Origin of the sequence: Pseudomonas sp. (assembly GCF_030147005.1) — a bacterium.
GTDB lineage: Bacteria > Pseudomonadota > Gammaproteobacteria > Pseudomonadales > Pseudomonadaceae > Aquipseudomonas.
The window spans coordinates 1-19,465 of record NZ_JASLAW010000211.1; the positions used below are offsets into that span (position 1 = coordinate 1).

Consider the following 19,465-nt stretch of genomic DNA (forward strand, 5'->3'; position numbering starts at 1 on the left):
CAGACTGAAACACCGTCTTCGCAAGCAAGCCCGCCCCCACATTTGGACCCGTGCCGACCGTTAGACCGCATCTCTGGGCAACATCAACCCAAGCGGCAAGCGCACCCGTGCTTCCAGACCGCCCCCTTCACGGTTGCGCAGTTCAACATTGCCGCCATGCATCGAAGCAATCCGCCGCACAATCGCCAACCCCAAACCCGTACCTTTACCGCCACGTGCGCGGTCGCCTCGGGTAAACGGGTTAAAGATGGCCTCCAGTTCAGCCGGGTCGATACCGGTACCGCGGTCCATCACGCTCAGCACGACATAGGGCGCAGCGCTGTCGCCAGACACGTATGCCGCCACCTCTACATCCGAACCGGCATGATGCAAGGCATTGCCGATGAGGTTGTTCAGCAGGCGCTTCATCGACACCCTACGCAACGCAAACGGTTGAATCGGTTCCAGGCGCATGCGCACCTGCTCACCGCTCTGGTTGTAGGGCGCAACCACCTCACGCACCAGATCGGTCAGGTCAACCTCTTCCACTACCTCATCACGCCCATCACGGATGAACGCCAGAAACTGGTCCAGAATCGCGTCCATGTCCTCGATATCGCGCACCATGTCATCGGTGAGATCGGTGTGGTTGCCCATCAATTCCAAGGACAAGCGCAATCGCGTCAACGGCGTGCGCAGGTCATGGGACACTCCCGCCAGCATCAGCTCGCGCTCGCGCCCGGCCTGCTCGACATCCTCCGCCATCTGGTTGAATGCGCCATACACCTCGGTCATCTCACTGGGCGTATCGCTGACCGGCAGGCGCACGCTGCGCCCCTGGCCCAATTGGCGGGCGGCAAATACCAGGCGCTTGAGGGGTTGATTGAGTTGGCGCACGAAAATCCACGCGGACGCGGTTGAAAGCAGGCCGATGGCGAGGAACCAGCCCAAGACGTTCCAGATTTTTTGCCCGCGCAACGGATGCGGGTACAGCGGAACCTTGATCCAGGCATCGCCCAGACTGGGCGCCCTCACCCACAGCGCAGGTGAAACATGCATGCGCAGCCGCACCTCGGTGTCGTCGCCCAGTTCCGCCTGCATCTGGCGCTGGTAGATCTCACTGTAGGGCCAATGCTGTTCACCCTCGGGCACGCCGGCCCCATCAACCCTGATCAGCGTTGAAGCCTTGGCTACCTTTTCACGGTTCTCAGGGTCTACGGCCCAGTACGCACGCAATGTCAGGGCGACGCCATGGCTGTACTGCCGATCCACCAGCACGTCTTCGTTCATCAAGAGATAAACCAGTGTGAGTGCCTTCGAAAACAGAACGACGATCAGCACCAGCCAAAGGGTGCGGGAGAAGAAACTTTGCGGGAACCACAGCGGGGTTTTCATAGGAGACAGCTAGACACCTTGCAGGAACGAGCGGCGCTCGCAGAATTGCAGACGCCGGGCACCCCGTCGACCCTCATGGAATCAAACGCCGGATGCCCGCCCCTGCAAATCATCGGTCACTTGGTTGCGGTGCCATCCGGCACAAACACATAACCCACACCCCACACCGTCTGGATATACCGGGGCTTGGAAGGGTCCGGCTCGATCATCCGGCGCAGTCGGGATATCTGCACGTCGATGGAGCGCTCCAGAGCATCCCATTCTCGGCCACGGGCCAGGTTCATCAGCTTGTCACGGGTGAGCGGCTGGCGAGCGTTCATCACCAGGGCCTTGAGTACCGCGAATTCGCCGGTGGTGAGCATATGCACTTCATCGCCACGCTTAAGCTCACGGGTCGCCAGGGACAACTCGTAATCGCCAAAGGTCACGCTTTCGTCTTCGCTGCCCGGCGCGCCCGGTACCGGCGGTGCCTGGCGACGCAATACGGCCTTGACCCGCGCCATCAACTCGTCAGGGTTGAACGGCTTGGCCAGGTAGTCATCAGCGCCGAGTTCGAGGCCCTTGATGCGACTCAGCTCATCACCCTTGGCAGTGAGCATGATGATCGGGATCTGGTTGTTCGCGCCGCGCAGACGCTTGCAGGCGGTCAGGCCGTCTTCGCCGGGCAACATCAGGTCGAGCACGACCAGATTGAACACTTCGCGCCCCAACAGGCGGTCCATCTGCTCGGTGTTCGGCACCGCGCGCGCCCGGTAGCCTTTGGAGTTGAAAAAACGCTCCAGCAGGCTGCTCAGCCCCGGATCGTCGTCAACGATGAGAATTTTTTCGCCTTCAGCAGTTTGTGCAGTGCTGCTCATTAGATGCTCCTCTTATCTCGGCGCGCATTATGGCCTAGCTGCCGTTATACGCACCGTGTGCATTGTTAGCAGATTTTTCCTCTGCTGCCAGCTAAGCCGCGTCCTACAACCACCGGCCGCAGTAGCCCCCAAGGGCAGAACGCTGGTTATAATGCGGCGCCTTCGTGCAGGGCAACGTCAGATCGTTACCGTTTACTGCCAGGTTTTTTTTACCCGCTTGTCGTGTTTTTTCGATTTCGAGGGTCAATAGGCTGCCTCTTGACCCAGGCAGCGGCGCCAGTCGGGCCGCTCAACCAGCCTCGCCAGGCCTTGTTTTCCGGGCTTGCGAGCTGCTTTTCAGAATTTCAGGTGGTTTTATGGACAGCATCAACAGCCGCATCGCCGAGGAACTCGGTGTACGCCCACAACAGGTCGAAGCGGCCGTCGCGCTACTGGATGAAGGCTCCACGGTGCCTTTCATCGCCCGTTACCGAAAGGAGGTGACCGGCAGCCTTGACGACATCCAGCTGCGACACCTGGAAGAGCGCCTGCGCTACCTGAGGGAACTCGACGAGCGGCGTATCAGCATCCTTGCCAGCATCGAGGAACAGGGCAAGTTGACCCCGCAACTGGAACGCGACATCAAGCTCGCCGACACCAAGACCCGCCTTGAAGACCTTTACCTGCCGTACAAACAGAAACGTCGTACAAAGGGCCAGATCGCCCTGGAAGCCGGCCTCGGCGAGTTGGCCGACGGCCTGTTCAATGACCCGTCGCTGACCCCGGAAACCGAAGCCGCGCGCTTTATCGACGCGCAAAAAGGCGTCGCCGACGTCAAGGCCGCCCTCGACGGCGCCAAGTACATCCTGATGGAGCGCTTCGCGGAGAACGCCAGCCTGCTGGAAAAACTGCGCACCTACCTGAAACAGGAAGCCGTTCTCAGCGCCCGCGTCATCGCCGGCAAAGAGGAAGAAGGCGCCAAGTTCCGCGATTACTTCGAACACGACGAGCCGCTCAAAAGCATGCCGTCCCACCGTGCCCTGGCGATTTTCCGTGGCCGCAACGAGGGCATTCTCAGCTCCGCGCTCAAAGTCGGTGACGAGCTGCCAGGCGCCATGCACCCGTGCGAAGGCATGATCGGTCAACAATTCGGCATTCAGAATCAGAATCGTCCCGCGGACAAGTGGCTCGGTGAAGTCGTGCGCTGGACCTGGAAGGTCAAGCTCTACACCCACCTGGAAACCGACCTGCTCGGCGAGCTGCGCGACGGCGCCGAAACCGAGGCGATCAACGTATTCGCCCACAACCTGCACGACCTGCTGCTGGCCGCACCGGCGGGCCCACGCGCGACCCTGGGCCTGGACCCTGGCCTGCGCACAGGCTGCAAGGTCGCGGTGGTCGACGCCACCGGCAAGCTGCTGGACCACGCCACCGTCTACCCGCACGTACCGCACAATAAGTGGGACCAGACCCTGGCGATCCTGGCCGCGTTGTGCGCCAAGCACGCCGTGGACCTGATCGCCATCGGCAACGGCACCGCCAGCCGCGAAACCGACAAGCTGGCCGCCGAGCTGATCAAAAAGTACCCGGCCATGAAGATGACCAAGGTCATGGTCTCCGAGGCAGGTGCATCGGTGTACTCGGCCTCGGAACTGGCGTCCAAGGAATTTCCGGATCTTGATGTATCGATCCGCGGCGCCGTGTCTATTGCCCGTCGTCTGCAGGACCCGCTGGCCGAGTTGGTGAAGATTGATCCTAAATCCATCGGTGTCGGCCAGTACCAGCATGACGTGTCGCAGCTCAAACTGGCGCGTGGCCTGGATGCCGTGGTGGAAGACTGTGTGAACAAGGTGGGTGTGGATGTGAACACAGCCTCGGTGGCGCTGCTGGCCCGGATTTCCGGCCTGAACACTACCCTTGCGCAGAATATCGTCACCCACCGCGACGAGAACGGCGCCTTCAAAACACGCGCCGCGCTGAAAAAAGTCGCGCGCCTGGGCGAAAAAACCTTCGAGCAAGCCGCCGGTTTCCTACGCGTAATGAACGGCGACAACCCGCTGGATGCTTCTGCGGTTCACCCGGAAGCGTATCCGCTGGTAAAGCGAATTGCCGCCGAAACCGATCGCGACATCCGCTCGCTGATCGGCGACGCCGCGTTCCTCAAGCGCCTGGACCCGAAGAAGTACACCGACGAAACCTTCGGCGTGCCCACCATTACCGACATCCTGCAAGAGCTGGAAAAACCCGGTCGCGACCCGCGCCCCGAATTCAAGACCGCCGAGTTCCAGGACGGTGTCGAAGATCTAAAGGACCTGCAACCGGGCATGATCCTCGAAGGCGTGGTGACCAACGTGACCAACTTCGGCGCGTTCGTGGATATCGGCGTGCATCAGGACGGCTTGGTGCATATCTCCGCGCTTTCGGAGAAGTTCATCAAGGACCCTCGCGAAGCGGTGAAAGCCGGTGACGTGGTCAAGGTCAAGGTGATGGAAGTTGATATCCCACGCAAACGCGTTGGCCTGTCCATGCGGATGAGCGACACCCCTGGGGAGAAAGTCGACGGTGCTCGTGGCGCTCGCCCTGGATCGGCGCCGCGTCCATCGCAGAACACTGCGCCACGCAAGGAAACCGCGACAGCCGCACCGAGCAACAACGCCATGGCCTCGCTGTTCGCCAATGCCAAGCAGTTGAAGAAGCGCTGATGGATATTCCGGCCGGTTTGACCCAGAGCGCATTCAGCGAACTGATCGGCTGCCGCCTGCAGCGCCTGGATGAGGGCGTTGCGGAGGTGGCCCTGAGCCTGGAGCCGCATTTGCGCAACCGCGGGGGCAAGCTGCATGGCGGCGCGATTTTCAGCCTAGTGGACATCACCATGGGGCTGGCATGCTCCAGCGCCCATGGTTTCGACCAGCAGAGCGCGACCATCGAGTGCAAGATCAACTACATCCGCGCCGTTGAACACGGTGATGTGCTGTGCACCAGCCGGGTGATCCACGCCGGCAGGCGCACATTGGTGGTCGAAGCCGACGTGTACCAAGACGACAGACTTGTCGCAAAAGCGCAGGGCACATTCGCTGTCCTATAGCTCCCCACCCATGATTTGAGTTAATTTCGGCGCTGTGACAACAGCGTCGGAATTTTCTCGCTGCGCTGTAGCCCAATTCATGGAGTGAAGTAGGCATTTTCAGAGCGGGTCAAATCGACTCAGAACCAGGCGATCACGCCAGTTTCAACTTCACCCTTGTAGACCGTCTTGCCCACCCCCATATTGGGGCGACTGACGCGTGAAGGAATCCAACTTGAGCGAACTTCTCAACCGCCGCCTGGCTCTGCTCGGCAAGCGCGAACACCTCTCCCTGCTAGAGCACTGCCTGCATGGCATCGAGCGTGAATGCCTGCGCGTCACCAGTGAGGGTCGCCTGGCGCAAACCCCGCACCCTGAAGCCCTGGGCGCTGCGTTGACCAATGAACAGATCACCACCGACTACTCGGAATCGCTGCTGGAGTTCATCACCCCAGCCCTGCCCAACCCGGCCGATACCCTGAGCAGCCTGGACAAGATCCATCGCTTTGCCTACAGCAAGCTGGGCAATGAGTACCTGTGGAGCCCCTCGATGCCGTGCCCGTTGCCGGCCGAGGAAGATATTCCGATCGCCTACTACGGCACGTCCAATATCGGGCAGCTCAAGTACGTGTACCGCAAGGGCCTGGCCCTGCGCTACGGCAAGACCATGCAATGCATCGCCGGCATCCATTACAATTTTTCGCTGCCGGAACAGCTGTGGCCGTTGCTCAAGGAAACCGAAGGGTTTGTCGGCACCGACCGCGACTATCAATCCACCGCCTATATCGCGCTGATTCGTAATTTCCGTCGCTACAGCTGGCTGTTGATGTACCTGTTTGGTGCCTCGCCGGCACTGGACGCCGGCTTCCTGCGCGGTCGTTCGCACCAGCTTGAAGTGCTCGATGCCGACACGCTGTACCTGCCGTACGCCACGAGCCTGCGCATGAGCGACCTGGGTTACCAGAGCAACGCCCAGGCCGGCCTCACGCCGTGCTACAACGACTTGGTCAGCTACACCGACAGCCTGCGCGAGGCGGTGGCAACGCCCTACGCGCCCTATGTGGAGGTCGGCACGCACAAGGATGGTGAGTGGGTGCAGCTCAACACCAACATTCTGCAGATCGAAAACGAGTACTACTCCAACATCCGCCCCAAGCGCGTGACCTACACCGGCGAGCGGCCGATTCAGGCGCTGATGGCCCGTGGCATCCAGTACATCGAAGTGCGCTGCCTGGACATCAATCCGTTTCTGCCGATGGGCATCGACCTTCCAGAGTCACGCTTTCTCGACGCGTTCCTGCTGTATTGCACGCTGAACGACAGCCCGCTGTTCGCCAATAACGAGTGCGGTAATGCCACGTCCAACTTCCTCAGCGTGGTCAAGGAAGGTCGCCGTCCGGGCCTGCAATTGCAGCGTGAAGGCCAGGCGGTGGATATGAAAGAGTGGGCCGCCGAACTGCTGGAACAAATCGCGCCTCTGGCCGCCCTGCTCGATGAGAGCCATGGCATCACAGAGCACAGCCAGGCGCTGGACGCTCAAATGGCCAAGGTCAACGACTCGTCACTGACGCCGTCGGCTCAGGTGCTGGCAGCGATGGCCGAGCGCAAGGAAAGTTTTGCGCAGTTCTCGCTGCATCAGAGCGAGGTGCATGCCGAGTACTTCCGCAAGGAACCGCTGCCCGCCGAGGAACAAGCGCGCTTTGAAGAACTGGCGCGTACGTCGCTGGCTCAACAGGCTGAACTTGAGAAGAACGAAGTGGGCGATTTCGACGTGTTCGTCGGGTCGTACCAGGCGAGCATTCTGGCGATCAGCAACTGAAAGCCTCACGCAAAGCCCCTGTGGCAGCGGGTTTGCCCGCGAAAGTGGAGTGTCAGTCACTGAATGTGTAACTGATGCACCACCTTCGCGGGCAAGCCCCAATGCCAGTCAGTTAAGCGCTAGAGCAGGCAACCGTCGGCCTGTGGCGAGGGAGCTTGCTCCCGCTGGGCCTCGAAGCGACCCAAGAAAATGGGACTGCTGCGCATTCCAGCGGGAGCAAGCTCCCTCGCCACGGTAAAGCGCTCCTCCTTAACTGACTGGCATCAGGGCAAACCCGCTCCCACCTATGTGCTGCGTACTAAGCTAATTCGAAAATGTTATTTATTTTCGAATTCTTAGATCATTTAGTCTCCTCACACGCCGCCCACCCGGCCGCCTGATCGAGGAGCTTCCCTTTGAAATTGCTTACCCCACTGCGCTTGCTGGCGGCGTTGTCACTGGCCGGTGCCAGCCTGTTTGCCCAGGCGGCGGATGTGACCGTCGCCTACCAGACCACCGTAGACCCGGCGAAAGTCGCCCAGGCTGACGGGGCTTATGAAAAAGCCACCAACGCCAGGATCGACTGGCGCAAATTCGACAATGGCGCCGATATCATCGCCGCCATCGCCTCGGGTGACGTGCAGATCGGCTACCTCGGTTCCAGCCCGTTGACCGCCGCGATCACGCGCAAAGTACCGGTGCAAACCTTCCTCGTCGCCACCCAGATCGGCGGCGCCGAAGCCTTGGTAGCGCGTGATGGTTCGGGGATCAACAGCCCTCAGGACCTGGTCGGTAAAAAGATTGCCGTGCCGTTCGTGTCCACGGGGCACTACAGCCTGCTGGCCGCGCTGAAGCACTGGAACATCGACCCTTCGAAAGTGACCATCCTCAACCTCGCACCACCGGCCATCATCGCGGCCTGGAAGCGCGGCGATATCGACGCCACCTACGTGTGGGACCCGGCCCTGGGCGTGGCCAAGGAAAACGGCAAGGTGTTGATCACTTCCGGCGAACTGGCCAAGTTCGGCGCGCCGACCTTCGATGCCTGGATTGTGCGCAAGGACTTCGCCGAGAAGCATCCGCAAATCGTCACAGCCTTCGCCAAAGTCACCCTGGATGCCTACGCCGCTTACCGTAAAGACCCACAAGCCTGGCTCGCCGACAAAGGTAACGTCGACAAACTGGTGAAGCTCTCCGGCGCCAAGGCCAGCGATATCCCGTTGCTGTTGCAAGGCAATGTCTACCCGCTGGCCGCTGACCAGTTAACCCTGCTGGGTGCGCCGACCACCCAGGCCGTCACCGATACTGCGGCGTTCCTCAAGGAGCAAGGCAAGGTCGACGCAGTGTTGCCGGACTACGCCCCTTACGTCAGCGCCAAGTTCATCACCCACTGATTCAAGGAGTTCATCGCGATGGCCTTGCTACACCTGGAGCGCATCAGCGCACAGTACCCAGGCGCTTCGGAACCGGTACTGGCGGATATTTCACTCGAGCTTGGACCCCGGCAATTACTGGTGGCTCTGGGCCCGTCCGGCAGTGGCAAGACTTCGCTGTTGAACCTGATTGCCGGCTTTGTCGAGCCATCAGCCGGGCGCATCACCCTGGACGGCGTGCCGGTCAAAGGTCCCGGTGCCGAACGTGGCGTAGTGTTTCAGGACGATGCCCTGCTGCCCTGGCAGGACGTGCTGGCCAACGTCGCCTTCGGCCTGGAACTGGCCGGCGTGCCTAAGGCGCAACGTGAAGTGCGCGCCCGGGAAATGCTCGCGCTGGTGGACCTGGGCGGTTTCGACAGCCGCCGCATCTGGCAACTCTCCGGCGGCCAGAAGCAACGCGTCGGCCTCGCCCGCGCGTTGGCGGCCGACCCTCGCGTATTACTGATGGACGAGCCCTTCGGTGCCCTCGATGCCTTCACCCGCGAACAGATGCAGGAACTGCTGCTGCAAGTCTGGCGACGCACGGCCAAGCCGGTGTTCCTGATCACCCATGACATTGAAGAAGCGGTGTTCCTTGCCACGGACCTGATCCTGCTGGCGCCGAACCCCGGCCACATTGTCGAGCGTCTGCACCTGGACTTCGGCCAACGTTACGCGGCCGGCGAATCGGCACGGGCGATCAAGTCCGACCCGCGTTTTATCGAAACCCGCGAACACGTGCTGGACAAAGTGTTCTCGCAACGGCAGGTGCCTGCATGAGCAGCTACGAACTCAGCGCCACGGCCGCCAAGCCGCTGGCCCACACCATCCTTCCCGTACGGCGGCGCCTGGGCACGCGCTGGATCAGCCTGTTGACTCTGTTTGCCTTGCTGGCCATCTGGTGGGTCGTGACCGCCACCGGTTTGATCGAACCGCTGTTCCTGCCGCCGCCGTCTGCGGTGCTGCAAAAAGGCTGGTTGCTGGCGACTTCGGGCTATATGGATTCGACCCTATGGCAGCATTTGGGCGCGAGCCTCAGCCGCATCGGCCTGGGCCTGGGTTTTGCGGTGCTGACTGCCGTGCCGGTGGGGATCGCCATCGGCGCCAACCGTATCGCCCGCGGCATTCTCGACCCGCTGATCGAATTTTACCGGCCGATCCCGCCGCTGGCCTATCTGCCGTTGATCGTGATCTGGTGCGGCATCGGCGAGCTGTCCAAGGTGCTGCTGATTTACCTGGCGATCTTTGCACCGATTGCCATCGCCACTGCGACCGGCGTGCGCACTGTCGACCCGGCCAAATTGCGCGCCGCACAGTCGCTGGGTGCGACCCGCACCCAGTTGATTCGTCATGTGATCCTGCCAAGCGCCCTGCCCGACATCCTCACCGGTGTACGCATCGGCCTGGGCGTGGGGTGGTCAACCCTGGTTGCCGCCGAACTGATCGCCGCCACCAGCGGCCTGGGCTTCATGGTGCAGTCGGCGGCGCAGTTTCTGGTCACCGACGTCGTGGTACTGGGCATCCTGGTGATCGCACTGATCGCCTTCGCCATGGAAATGGGCCTGCGCGCCCTGCAGCGTAAATTAGTGCCGTGGCATGGCCAGGCACACTGAGCGATGAATACTAAATGAGCAGCCTGACCGTTACCCCGTTAAGCACCGCGCTCGGCGCCCAGATCAGTGGCGTGGATATCACCCGGGCACTGAGCGCCGAACAGCGCGACGCCATCGAACAAGCCCTCCTCAAGCATTCGGTGCTGTTCTTGCGCGACCAGCCGATCACCCCGCAGCAACAGGCACGGTTCGCGGCGAATTTCGGTGACCTGCACATTCACCCGATCTACCCCAACGTGCCCGAACAGCCCGAAGTGCTGATCCTCGACACCGCCGTCACCGATGTGCGTGACAACGCCGTGTGGCATACCGACGTGACGTTCCTGCCCACCCCCGCAATGGGTGCGGTACTCAGCGCCAAGCTATTGCCGGCGTTTGGTGGCGATACGTTATGGGCCAGCGGGATTGCGGCCTATGAAGCGCTGTCCGAGCCCTTCAAAACGTTGCTCGATGGGCTCACCGCTACCCACGACTTCACCAAGTCCTTTCCACGGGAGCGCTTTGGCGACACTGCCGAGGACCTGGCACGCTGGGAAGACGCCCGCCGGAAAAACCCACCTCTGTCGCACCCGGTGATACGCACACACCCTGTCAGCGGCCGTAAATCGCTGTTCGTCAGCGACGGCTTCACCACCCGAATCAATGAACTGGAAACAGCCGAAAGCGAGGCGATTCTCAAATTGTTGTTCGCTCATGCCACGCGCCCGGAATTCACCCTTCGCTGGCGTTGGCAGGAGAACGACGTGGCGTTCTGGGACAACCGCGTGACCCAGCATTACGCGGTGGATGACTACCGGCCGCAGCGGCGGGTGATGCACCGGGCGACCATTCTGGGCGATGTGCCGTTCTGAGCCACACACCACTCCGGCAACACTGACGACCCAATGTGGGAGGAGCTTGCCCCTCCCACATTTTTAACCCGGCCGCGTCAGGTTATTGCGCAGTGGATGGCTTCTCCCACAAGTTGATCCCGCCTTCCTGCGCAAACCGATCAATCTCAGCCAGTTCTTCAGCGCTGAAGCTCAGGTTCTTCAGCGCCCCGACGTTCTCGATGATCTGCTCCGGCCGGCTGGCACCGATCAGCGCGCTGGTCACCCGCGGATCACGCAGGGTCCAGGCCAACGCCAGTTGCGCCAGGCTCTGGCCGCGACGCTGGGCGATTTCATTCAAGGCGCGGACATGGGCAATGTTGGCTTCGGACAGGTGCTTGGCCTGCAGCGAGCCACCACCCGGGCGATTCACCCGGGCATCGGCCGGTACGCCGTTGAGGTATTTATCGGTCAGCAAACCCTGGGCCAATGGCGTGAACGCAATCACCCCGGCGCCCAGTTCTTCGGTGGTGTCGAGCAGGTCTTTTTCCACCCAGCGGTTGAGCAGGTTGTAGGCCGGTTGGTGAATCAACAGCGGCACTTTCCACTCGTTGAGCAGCGCCGCCATCTCACGGGTTTTTACCCCTGAGTAGGACGAGATACCGATGTACAACGCCTTGCCCTGCTGCACGGCGGCGGCCAGCGCACTGGCGGTTTCTTCCAACGGCGTGTCGGCGTCGAAACGGTGGGAATAGAAGATATCCACATAGTCGACGCCCAGGCGTTGCAGGCTCTGGTCCAGGCTCGCCAGGACGTATTTACGCGAACCGCCACCCTGGCCATAAGGGCCGGGCCACATGTCCCAGCCGGCCTTGCTGGAGATGATCAGTTCGTCGCGGTAATGCTTGAAGTCTTCGCGCAGCAACCGGCCGAAGTTGATCTCGGCGCTGCCGTAAGGAGGGCCGTAGTTGTTGGCCAGGTCGAAGTGATTGATGCCCAGGTCGAACGCGGTGCGCAGCAGGGCGCGCTGGGTGGCGATCGGGGTGCTGTCGCCAAAGTTGTGCCACAACCCCAGGGACAGTGCCGGCAGCACCAACCCGCTGCGGCCTACGCGGCGATAAGGAATAGATTCATAGCGGTTTTGGGCAGCAATGTACGTCATCGAATCCTCTCTAGGCTTGGGGCAAACAAGGCCTGGGAACAAGGTTATTCCCAGGCCTTCGAGCCCGCTGAATCGCTTAAGTCTGCCTTTCCCTTTTACAGCAAAGACCTACTTGAGAGGAACGCTGTTGCGTACATTCGTGCGCTCGAATCAGCGCACCAAATGCAGGAACTGCAGGTGCCGCTCGTACTGGTCGAGGATGTCGTTGATGATCTGCTCCTTGGTGTAGCCCACCAGGTCGTAGTCCTGGCTGCCCTCGCGCAAGTGCACTTCCGCTCGATAGTAACGGCGGTTGTTGATCTCTTTGGAACCCATGCCGCCACGGGCAAACGACGGCGTGAAGTAGCCACGCATCTGCACCTGGTAGATGAACGGATGCTCTTCGCCATGGCCGATTTCCAGGCTGACGCTGTCGTTGGACGGGTCCGGCTGGGTGACCACATTCAGGCCCTTCTCGACAAACACCGCCGTCACTTCTTCGATTGCCGGGCGTACCGTCGACTCAAGGAAGCGGTATACCTCATCCCGCGAGGGGAAGTGCACGGCCTGGCTCAAACGCTGGCGCCAGCCGCCACGGCCTTTGCGCGACGCTGAAATCGGCGCCAACGAGTGCAACTGGGCGATCTGCTTTTGCGACTCGAGATAGAACGCCTTGTGCAGCCCCCACATCATCAGCAACAGGATCAGCGAGAACGGCAGCGAGGTCAGCACCACCGCTGATTTCAACGAATCGATACTGCCGGCAAACAGCAAGGCGCTGGTGACCAGAGCGGTCATCGCCCCCCAGAACACGCGCAGCCATTTCGGGCCGTCTTCATCGGCGTTGCCGCCTTTGGAAGACAGCGTCGACAGCACCACGGTGCCGGAATCGGCCGAGGTCACGAAGAACACAAAGCTGATAAACACCGTGACCGCGATCACGGTTTTACTCCACGGGTAGGTTTCCAGCAGCAAGTAAAGGCTCATCGAGGGTTCATCAATGGCCGACTGCCCCAACGCGGTCATGCCGTGGTTGAGCACCTGGTCTATGGCGCTGTTACCGAAAATCGACATCCACGCCAGGGTGAAACCCAGCGGGATCAGCAGCACGCCGAAGACGAACTCGCGAATGGTGCGACCGCGGGAAATGCGCGCAATGAACAGGCCGACAAAGGGCGACCAGGCAATCCACCAAGCCCAATAGAACACGGTCCAGCCGCCCAGCCAGTCGCTGGGTTTGTCGTATGCGTACACATCGAAACTCTTGGTCGGCAAGGCCCCCAAATAGTCACCGATGTTCTGGATCAGGGTGTTAAGCAAATGCTGGGTGGGCCCGGCAAACAACACAAACAGCAGCAGCGCGCAGGCCAGCAGCATGTTGATGTCGGACATCACCCGCACGCCCTTGTCGACACCGGCCACGGCAACGATGATCGCCGCGCCCATCATCAAGGTGATCAAGCCCACTTGAATCCACTGCGTATGGGCAATACCGAACAGGTAATCCAGGCCGGAGTTGAGGTGCAACACGCCAAACCCCATGTCGGCCCCCAGGCCGAACACCGTGGCGATGATGCCGAAACCATCCACGGCGTACCCGATCGGGCCGTTGATGCGCTTGCCGATCAGCGGGTACAGCGCCGAGCGCAACGCCAGCGGCAGGTTATGCCGGTAGGCGAAGTACGCCAGGGCCATGCCGACAAACGCGAACACGCCCCAGCCGTGCAGGCCCCAGTGCAGGAACAGGATCTGCATGGCCTGGCGCGCCGCATCGGCGTTCATCGCTTCGCCCTGGGGCGGTTGCACCAAGTGGGTCAGCGGTTCGGAAACGCAAAAGAAGAACAGCGTGATGCTGATCCCGGCGGCGAACAGCATGCCGGCCCAGGACAGGTAACTGAATTCGGGCTCGTCGTGGTCGGCACCGAGTTTTATCTTGCCGTAGCCCGATAACGCGGTGACCACCACGAAGACCAGATACAGGGTCATCGCCAGCATGTAGTACCAGCCGACCGTATTGGCCGCCCAGTTTTGCGCGGCCAGCAGCCAGGCACCGGCCTGTTGCGGGATAGCGATGACGGTGAGGCCGAACAGCAGAATGGCCGTGGCGGCAAAGTAGAAAACGGGCGCATTCATGCGCACCAGACCGCTGGGAGGGGTGGACGATGCACTCATGAACGATGCACCCCCAAGGTGTGAAATGTGGCTGTGTATAACGGACTCAGCAAAGGTAAGCCTCCTGTTGTGAGCGGGCAGCGAACCACCGGTTTAACTTGAACGAACGTTCAAGTTAAACATGAATAGGCGGTTTTGGACTAATCGCAGGGCTGAGTGGTAGATGATTCCTACACTGGCTCAGGGACTGGTATGACGGGTGACGATCGGAATCGTTCAGCGACTTGACGGTGAAATGCCTTCAAAAATGTGGGCCGGGCTTGCCCTAATGCCGGTCAGTTAAGCGCTAAAGCAGAAAAACCTGCGACCTGTGGCGAGGGAGGTTGCTCCCGGTGGGGCGCGAAGCGGTACCAAAAAATGGGACTGCTACGCAGTCCAGCGGGAGCAAGCTCCCTCGCCACAGGGACCGGTTCTGTCTTAACTGACTGTCATTACGGCTTGCCTGCGAAGGCGGTTTGACAGCCGACCACAGCGGGCCGCTGAAACGTTCAACCGAGCACGTGCATACAATTCCCGCTGCCCCCTGCCCCCTAACCTCACGGCTTTCGATCCCTTAGAAGCGCTGGAGAACGGGCATGCGTAACAAAGCAATCAAGGTAACCGTGGCATTGACGCTGTTGGCAAGCGCAATGATGAACAGCGCTTTGGCCGCCACCCCAAGCGTCGCCGTGGCGCCGCAATACGACACCAGCCATGTGTATGTCGCGCCGGCCGATGTCGACCGTTTCGCCCAGAGTTTTCTTGCCACGTTCGGCGGCAAAAGCACGCCCCAGGTGGTGGTGAACGTGCTGCCGGTGCCGAGCAGCACCACTTCGCAATTGCTGCAGACCCCGGCGGGCACCGTGTCGTTGTTCGGCTTTACCACGCCCGTGCCGCACCCGTTCGGCCAGGAGCGCAACGGCTATCTGGTCAAGGACATGGACGTGGCCCTCAAGGCGGCGCGGGACAATGGCGCCGATGTGATCGTCAGCGATTTTCCCGACCCCATCGGCCGTGACGCCGTGGTGCAGTGGCCGGGCGGCGTCAACATGCAGCTCTATTGGCACACCAAGACCCCGGATTACGCGGCGTTCGAGACCATTCCGGAAAACCGCGTGTATGTCTCCAACGACAGCGCCGAGCGCTTTATCAAGGCATTCCTGGGTTTCTCCCACGGCAAGATAGTGAGCGACGACAAGCACGCGCCAGCGGCTGATGTGGGCCAGGCGGGCGGCCATTACCGCCGCGTCGAGATCGAGTCCCCGTTCGGGCGCATGGCGGTGCTGGTCACTAACGGCCAACTGCCTTACCCGTTCGGTCACGACACCACCGGCTATCAGGTCAGCGACCTGGCCGCCACCCTCGGCAAGGCCAGCGGGTCCGGGGCCAGGGTGCTGGTGCCGGCATTCGACAGCAAGGGCCGGCGCAGTGCATTGGTCGAATTCCCCGGCGGTTACATCGCGGAAATCCACCAACTCACCGCGGCAAAATGATTCGTCGCACAGGCTGGAGCCTGGCCGTGCTGTGGCCGCTGCTGGTCGGCAGCGTCCACGCCGACGATCAACCGAGCCGACCGGCGATCAAGGCCAATCGCTGGCAGGAAGACTGGTCGGTGCTCAAGGACCCGACGCTGCGCACGCAGCCGCTGGACACCCTCAAGTACATCCCGCTGTCGAGCGCCAACCCGTTCACCTACCTGTCTTTGGGCGCGACCTTGCGCGAGCGTTTCGAGATGAATGACGCCAGCGGTTTCGGCGCAAGGAACGTGGCCCGTGATCGCTACCTGATCCAGCGTTTCCAGGTGCACGCCGACCTGCACTTGAACGAACACTGGCGTGTGTTCACCCAGCTCGAAGACGTGCGCGCCTACGACAAAACCACGCTTGGCGGCGCCGATCAGAACCGCGTGGATCTGCGCCTGGCCTTTGCCGAATACGTGAACACCTTCAGCAGCGGCACGTTCAAGAGCCGTATTGGCCGCCAGGATTTTGCCTTCGACTTGCAGCGCTTCATTTCCTCGCGGGACGGCCCGAATGTGCGGCAGTCGTTCGATGCGTTGTGGGCCGACTGGGAAACCCCGAACTGGCGCTTTATCGGGATCGCCAGCCAGCCGGTGCAATACCAGGATGGTCGGCATTTCGACGACAAGTCCAACAGGGATGCGCGCTTTCACCTGCTGCGGGTCGAGCGCCTGGTGGGCGGCACGAATGAGCTGTCGGCCTACTACGGCGTGTACGAGCGCAGCGCGGCGCATTATCTGGATGCTGATGGCGACGAGACGCGCCAGCTGTTCGATGCGCGCCTGGGGGGCGCGGCGCGGGGGTTCGACTGGGACATCGAAGCCATGGTGCAAGGCGGCTCGGTGGGCGGCAAGGATATCCGCGCCTGGGCCGGCGGCAGCCGCACCGGCTACACCTTCGACAGCCTGGCGTGGAAACCGCGCCTGGGCCTGCAACTGGACATCGCCTCCGGCGACCGCAAGGCCGGTGACGGCACTGTCGGCACCTTTAATCCGCTGTTCCCCAACGGCTATTACTTTTCCCTGGCGGGCTATACCGGCTACAGCAACCTGATTCACGTCAAGCCGTCGATCACCGTCAAGCCCATCGCCAAGCTCAGCGTGCAAACCGCCGTCGGCCTGCTGTGGCGGCAAACCACCGCGGACGCGGTCTACACCCAGCCCAATTTGCCGGTCGCCGGCACTGCGGGCCAAGGTGAACGTTGGACCGGCGCCTACGGTCAGCTGAGAACCGACTACGCCTTCACGCCGAACCTGACCGGCGCGGTCGAAGCCGTGCATTACGCGGTCGGCCAGACGCTGCGCGATGCCGGCGGGCATGACAGCAACTACCTGGGCATGGAGCTCAAGTTCAGCTGGTAACTCAGGCAAGCACACCGATACAAGCCCGGCGTTGGCTTTGGCGCAATAGTGACGCGGTTTTCACCCACTCTTTTCATGCAGACAAAGGAGCTTCAGATGAGCACATTCGTTGCCAAAGACGGTACCCAGATCTACTTCAAGGACTGGGGCAGCGGCAAGCCCGTGTTGTTCAGCCACGGCTGGCCGCTGGATGCCGACATGTGGGAATACCAGATGGAATACCTGAGCAGCCGTGGCTTTCGCACGATCGCGTTCGACCGCCGAGGCTTTGGTCGCTCGGACCAGCCGTGGACCGGCAACGACTACGATACCTTCGCCGACGATATCGCCCAGTTGATCGAACACCTGGACCTCAAGGACGTCACGCTGGTGGGCTTCTCCATGGGCGGCGGTGATGTGGCGCGCTACATCGCGCGCCATGGCAGCGCACGGGTCGCCGGGCTGGTACTGCTCGGTGCGGTGACGCCGATCTTCGGCCAGAAAGCCGATTACCCGCAGGGCGTGCCCAACGACGTATTCGATGGCATCAAGGCCGGCCTGCTCAAGGACCGCGCGCAATTCATCAGCGATTTCAACACGCCGTTCTTCGGCCTCAACAAGGGCCAGAAAGTCTCGGAGGGTGTGCTCACCCAAACCCTGCAGATCGCTCTGCAAGCCTCGCTGAAATCCACCGTGGATTGCGTCAGCGCCTTCTCCCAAACCGACTTCCGCCCGGACATGGCCAAGATCGACGTGCCGACCCTGGTCATCCACGGTGACGGTGACCAGATCGTGCCGTTCGAAACCACCGGCAAGGTCGCGGCCGAAATGATCAAGGGCGCGCAACTGAAAGTGTACAAGGACGCACCGCACGGGTTTGCCGCCACCCACACCCAACAGCTCAATGAAGACCTGTTGGCGTTCCTGAACCGCTGAACCCTGCGGGTGCCAGCCAGTTAACACAAGGTGCAAACCTGTGGCGAGGGAGCTTGCTCCCTCGCCACAATGAAGAGCGCCCGGCCTTGTGTTCAGGCAAAGCGCTGCGCCAGCGTCAGACGCCCCGGCCCCGCGATCAGGAGGCTGGTAAAGATGATCATCAACAGCCAGCCAAACTGCCCTTCGAACAGCGTCCACTCCGGATGCACTACCAGCAGCGCGATCACCAGCACCGCCAGGATCGGCAGGCACGCCAGGCGCACCAGCACACCCGCGATGATCAACAGCGGGCACAGCACCTCGGCAAATATTGCCAGCAGCAAGGTGACAGACGCCCCCAAGTGAAACGGGTCTTCGATCAGCTTCAGCTGTTCGCTGTAGTGGAGCACTTTCGGCAACCCATGCACCCACAACAAAAACAAAGCCCCGCTGACCCGCAGAAACAACAGCCCGATATCCTGATTTCTTGTTTCGTTCATACGCCACCTGTGTCCGTCAACATGACCGACCGCCAGTGTGGCCCCGGCCGCGACGGGGAGCTTGCAGGCGTGTGCTGACCTCACGCCATCGACGCGGAAAAACCGGCGACGATTTCATCGATCACCACTCGCACCCGTGCGGTATGGCGCAAGTCGGCATGGGTCACCAGCCAGACGTCATAGGGCAATGGCCGCGTGCGCTGCGGCCACAGGCGCACCAGCCCGTCGCGTTCTCCGGTGTATACCGGGATCTCGCCAATGCCGATGCCGGCGGCGATCGCGCGGCGCACCAGCAGGCTGGAGCTCAACGCCGCGACAATCCGCCCGCGCCCCAACGGTTCGCACACCAACGCCAGGTCTTTCTGGCTTTGCAGGTAGGGTTGATACACCACCAGGTCGTGGCCTTCGAACAGGCTGCCGGGTTCCGGCACGCCGTGGCGGTCGATATAGGACTGCGCCGCGAACAGCCCCACCGGCCAGCGGGCGATGCGCCGGGCGATCAGGTCGGGGTTGTCCGGGCGGATGTTACGCACCGCGATATCGGTTTCACGCTTGGCCAGGCTGAGGAACTGGGTCGAGGCGTCCAGTTGCACGCGCACGTCCGGGTGCTGCTCATGCAGGCGCGCGATGGCCGGGATCAGGAAGTCGATGGCCAGCGAGTCAGTGGTGCTGACGCGCACCGTGCCGGTGAGGCGCTCATCCAGGCCTTGTATCCGGCGCTCCAGTTCCAGGGCCGAGCGTTCCATTTTTTCCACCGAAAGCCAGGCCGCTTCGCCGACGGCGGTCAGTGCATAGCCCTCGGACGTGCGCAGGAACAAGGTCGCGCCCAGGGACTTTTCCAGCGTGTTGATCCGCCGCCCGACCGTGGCTTGATCCACGCCCAGCACCCGCGCCGCGCCCCGTAATGTGGTTTCACGGCATACCGCCAGGAACACCCGCGCATCATCCCAATTCATCATGCCCTCCACCGCTGCATAAACGCATCAACGCGT

General features: G+C 61.6%; 16 protein-coding genes. 10 read left to right on the top strand and 6 right to left on the bottom strand.

The genetic code is table 11. The features are described from left to right. Positions 1 to 60: 60 nt before the first annotated feature. Together Q1V60_RS19895 and ompR are read right to left on the bottom strand one after the other, a co-directional pair. Positions 61 to 1,374, bottom strand: a complete 1,314-nt coding sequence (locus Q1V60_RS19895; RefSeq protein ID WP_057725431.1) for an ATP-binding protein — start codon at positions 1,372 to 1,374, stop codon at positions 61 to 63. Between the two features lie 116 nt (positions 1,375 to 1,490). Then, the gene (gene ompR / locus Q1V60_RS19900) at positions 1,491 to 2,231 is read right to left on the bottom strand and encodes a two-component system response regulator OmpR (RefSeq protein ID WP_015373500.1); all 741 of its coding nucleotides are present in this window, start codon (positions 2,229 to 2,231) and stop codon (positions 1,491 to 1,493) included. Positions 2,232 to 2,587: 356 nt separating this feature from the next. Here ompR and Q1V60_RS19905 point away from each other — a divergent pair, with 356 nt between their 5' ends. The 7 genes from Q1V60_RS19905 to tauD all read left to right on the top strand — a co-directional run bounded on the left by Q1V60_RS19905 (position 2,588) and on the right by tauD (position 10,948). Then, complete coding sequence (locus tag Q1V60_RS19905) at positions 2,588 to 4,912, top strand: Tex family protein (protein WP_300633799.1); 2,325 nt, start codon at positions 2,588 to 2,590, stop codon at positions 4,910 to 4,912. Then, the gene (locus Q1V60_RS19910) at positions 4,912 to 5,295 is read left to right on the top strand and encodes a PaaI family thioesterase (RefSeq protein WP_300633800.1); all 384 of its coding nucleotides are present in this window, start codon (positions 4,912 to 4,914) and stop codon (positions 5,293 to 5,295) included. The genes Q1V60_RS19905 and Q1V60_RS19910 overlap by 1 nt, the downstream gene beginning before the upstream one ends. A 214-nt stretch (positions 5,296 to 5,509) precedes the next feature. After that, on the top strand, positions 5,510 to 7,093 hold the full coding sequence (gshA, locus tag Q1V60_RS19915) for a glutamate--cysteine ligase (protein ID WP_300633801.1): 1,584 nt from the start codon (positions 5,510 to 5,512) through the stop codon (positions 7,091 to 7,093). Positions 7,094 to 7,488: 395 nt separating this feature from the next. Next, on the top strand, positions 7,489 to 8,466 hold the full coding sequence (gene tauA / locus Q1V60_RS19920; protein WP_300633803.1) for a taurine ABC transporter substrate-binding protein: 978 nt from the start codon (positions 7,489 to 7,491) through the stop codon (positions 8,464 to 8,466). 18 nt (positions 8,467 to 8,484) lie between these two features. Beyond that, positions 8,485 to 9,264 (top strand): taurine ABC transporter ATP-binding subunit, encoded by a 780-nt coding sequence (gene tauB, locus Q1V60_RS19925; RefSeq protein ID WP_300633805.1) that lies wholly within the window; start codon positions 8,485 to 8,487, stop codon positions 9,262 to 9,264. After that, complete coding sequence (gene tauC / locus Q1V60_RS19930; protein WP_300633807.1) at positions 9,261 to 10,097, top strand: taurine ABC transporter permease TauC; 837 nt, start codon at positions 9,261 to 9,263, stop codon at positions 10,095 to 10,097. Before tauB ends, tauC begins: the two co-directional genes overlap by 4 nt. A 14-nt stretch (positions 10,098 to 10,111) precedes the next feature. After that, positions 10,112 to 10,948, top strand: coding sequence for a taurine dioxygenase (gene tauD, locus Q1V60_RS19935; protein WP_300633809.1), 837 nt, complete (start codon positions 10,112 to 10,114; stop codon positions 10,946 to 10,948). 82 nt (positions 10,949 to 11,030) lie between these two features. Here the strand turns inward: tauD and mgrA are convergent, their stop codons facing one another. Together mgrA and betT are read right to left on the bottom strand one after the other, a co-directional pair. Continuing rightward, complete coding sequence (gene mgrA / locus Q1V60_RS19940; RefSeq protein WP_300633811.1) at positions 11,031 to 12,068, bottom strand: L-glyceraldehyde 3-phosphate reductase; 1,038 nt, start codon at positions 12,066 to 12,068, stop codon at positions 11,031 to 11,033. Positions 12,069 to 12,218: 150 nt separating this feature from the next. Next, a complete protein-coding gene (gene betT, locus Q1V60_RS19945; protein WP_300633839.1) occupies positions 12,219 to 14,180 on the bottom strand; it encodes a choline transporter BetT in 1,962 nt (653 codons plus the stop codon). A 614-nt stretch (positions 14,181 to 14,794) separates the two neighbouring features. Here betT and Q1V60_RS19950 point away from each other — a divergent pair. The 3 genes from Q1V60_RS19950 (at position 14,795) to Q1V60_RS19960 (ending at position 17,994) form a co-directional block, all read left to right on the top strand. Beyond that, complete coding sequence (locus tag Q1V60_RS19950; RefSeq protein WP_300633813.1) at positions 14,795 to 15,691, top strand: glyoxalase; 897 nt, start codon at positions 14,795 to 14,797, stop codon at positions 15,689 to 15,691. Then, positions 15,688 to 17,079: an alginate export family protein gene (locus Q1V60_RS19955; protein WP_300633815.1), complete on the top strand. Its 1,392-nt coding sequence runs from the start codon at positions 15,688 to 15,690 to the stop codon at positions 17,077 to 17,079. Before Q1V60_RS19950 ends, Q1V60_RS19955 begins: the two co-directional genes overlap by 4 nt. Positions 17,080 to 17,175: 96 nt before the next feature. Beyond that, positions 17,176 to 17,994, top strand: a complete 819-nt coding sequence (locus Q1V60_RS19960) for an alpha/beta hydrolase (protein WP_300633817.1) — start codon at positions 17,176 to 17,178, stop codon at positions 17,992 to 17,994. Positions 17,995 to 18,086: 92 nt separating this feature from the next. On the opposite strand, the gene Q1V60_RS19965 is transcribed toward Q1V60_RS19960, so the two are convergent. Continuing rightward, positions 18,087 to 18,473, bottom strand: coding sequence for a DoxX family protein (locus Q1V60_RS19965; protein WP_300633819.1), 387 nt, complete (start codon positions 18,471 to 18,473; stop codon positions 18,087 to 18,089). Positions 18,474 to 18,553: 80 nt separating this feature from the next. Continuing rightward, the gene (locus tag Q1V60_RS19970; protein ID WP_300633821.1) at positions 18,554 to 19,429 is read right to left on the bottom strand and encodes a LysR family transcriptional regulator; all 876 of its coding nucleotides are present in this window, start codon (positions 19,427 to 19,429) and stop codon (positions 18,554 to 18,556) included. Between the last annotated feature and the right edge of the window lie 36 nt (positions 19,430 to 19,465).

What these genes read in the sequence shown, in the direction of transcription:
- Q1V60_RS19895 (WP_057725431.1), bottom strand. Translation starts at nt 1,374, where the DNA reads ATGAAAACCCCGCTGTGGTTCCCGCAAAGTTTCTTCTCCCGCACCCTT.
- ompR (WP_015373500.1), bottom strand. Translation starts at nt 2,231, where the DNA reads ATGAGCAGCACTGCACAAACTGCTGAAGGCGAAAAAATTCTCATCGTT.
- Q1V60_RS19905 (WP_300633799.1), top strand. Translation starts at nt 2,588, where the DNA reads ATGGACAGCATCAACAGCCGCATCGCCGAGGAACTCGGTGTACGCCCA.
- Q1V60_RS19910 (WP_300633800.1), top strand. Translation starts at nt 4,912, where the DNA reads ATGGATATTCCGGCCGGTTTGACCCAGAGCGCATTCAGCGAACTGATC.
- tauB (WP_300633805.1), top strand. Translation starts at nt 8,485, where the DNA reads ATGGCCTTGCTACACCTGGAGCGCATCAGCGCACAGTACCCAGGCGCT.
- tauC (WP_300633807.1), top strand. Translation starts at nt 9,261, where the DNA reads ATGAGCAGCTACGAACTCAGCGCCACGGCCGCCAAGCCGCTGGCCCAC.
- tauD (WP_300633809.1), top strand. Translation starts at nt 10,112, where the DNA reads ATGAGCAGCCTGACCGTTACCCCGTTAAGCACCGCGCTCGGCGCCCAG.
- mgrA (WP_300633811.1), bottom strand. Translation starts at nt 12,068, where the DNA reads ATGACGTACATTGCTGCCCAAAACCGCTATGAATCTATTCCTTATCGC.
- betT (WP_300633839.1), bottom strand. Translation starts at nt 14,180, where the DNA reads ATGAATGCGCCCGTTTTCTACTTTGCCGCCACGGCCATTCTGCTGTTC.
- Q1V60_RS19950 (WP_300633813.1), top strand. Translation starts at nt 14,795, where the DNA reads ATGCGTAACAAAGCAATCAAGGTAACCGTGGCATTGACGCTGTTGGCA.
- Q1V60_RS19955 (WP_300633815.1), top strand. Translation starts at nt 15,688, where the DNA reads ATGATTCGTCGCACAGGCTGGAGCCTGGCCGTGCTGTGGCCGCTGCTG.
- Q1V60_RS19960 (WP_300633817.1), top strand. Translation starts at nt 17,176, where the DNA reads ATGAGCACATTCGTTGCCAAAGACGGTACCCAGATCTACTTCAAGGAC.
- Q1V60_RS19965 (WP_300633819.1), bottom strand. Translation starts at nt 18,473, where the DNA reads ATGAACGAAACAAGAAATCAGGATATCGGGCTGTTGTTTCTGCGGGTC.
- Q1V60_RS19970 (WP_300633821.1), bottom strand. Translation starts at nt 19,429, where the DNA reads ATGAATTGGGATGATGCGCGGGTGTTCCTGGCGGTATGCCGTGAAACC.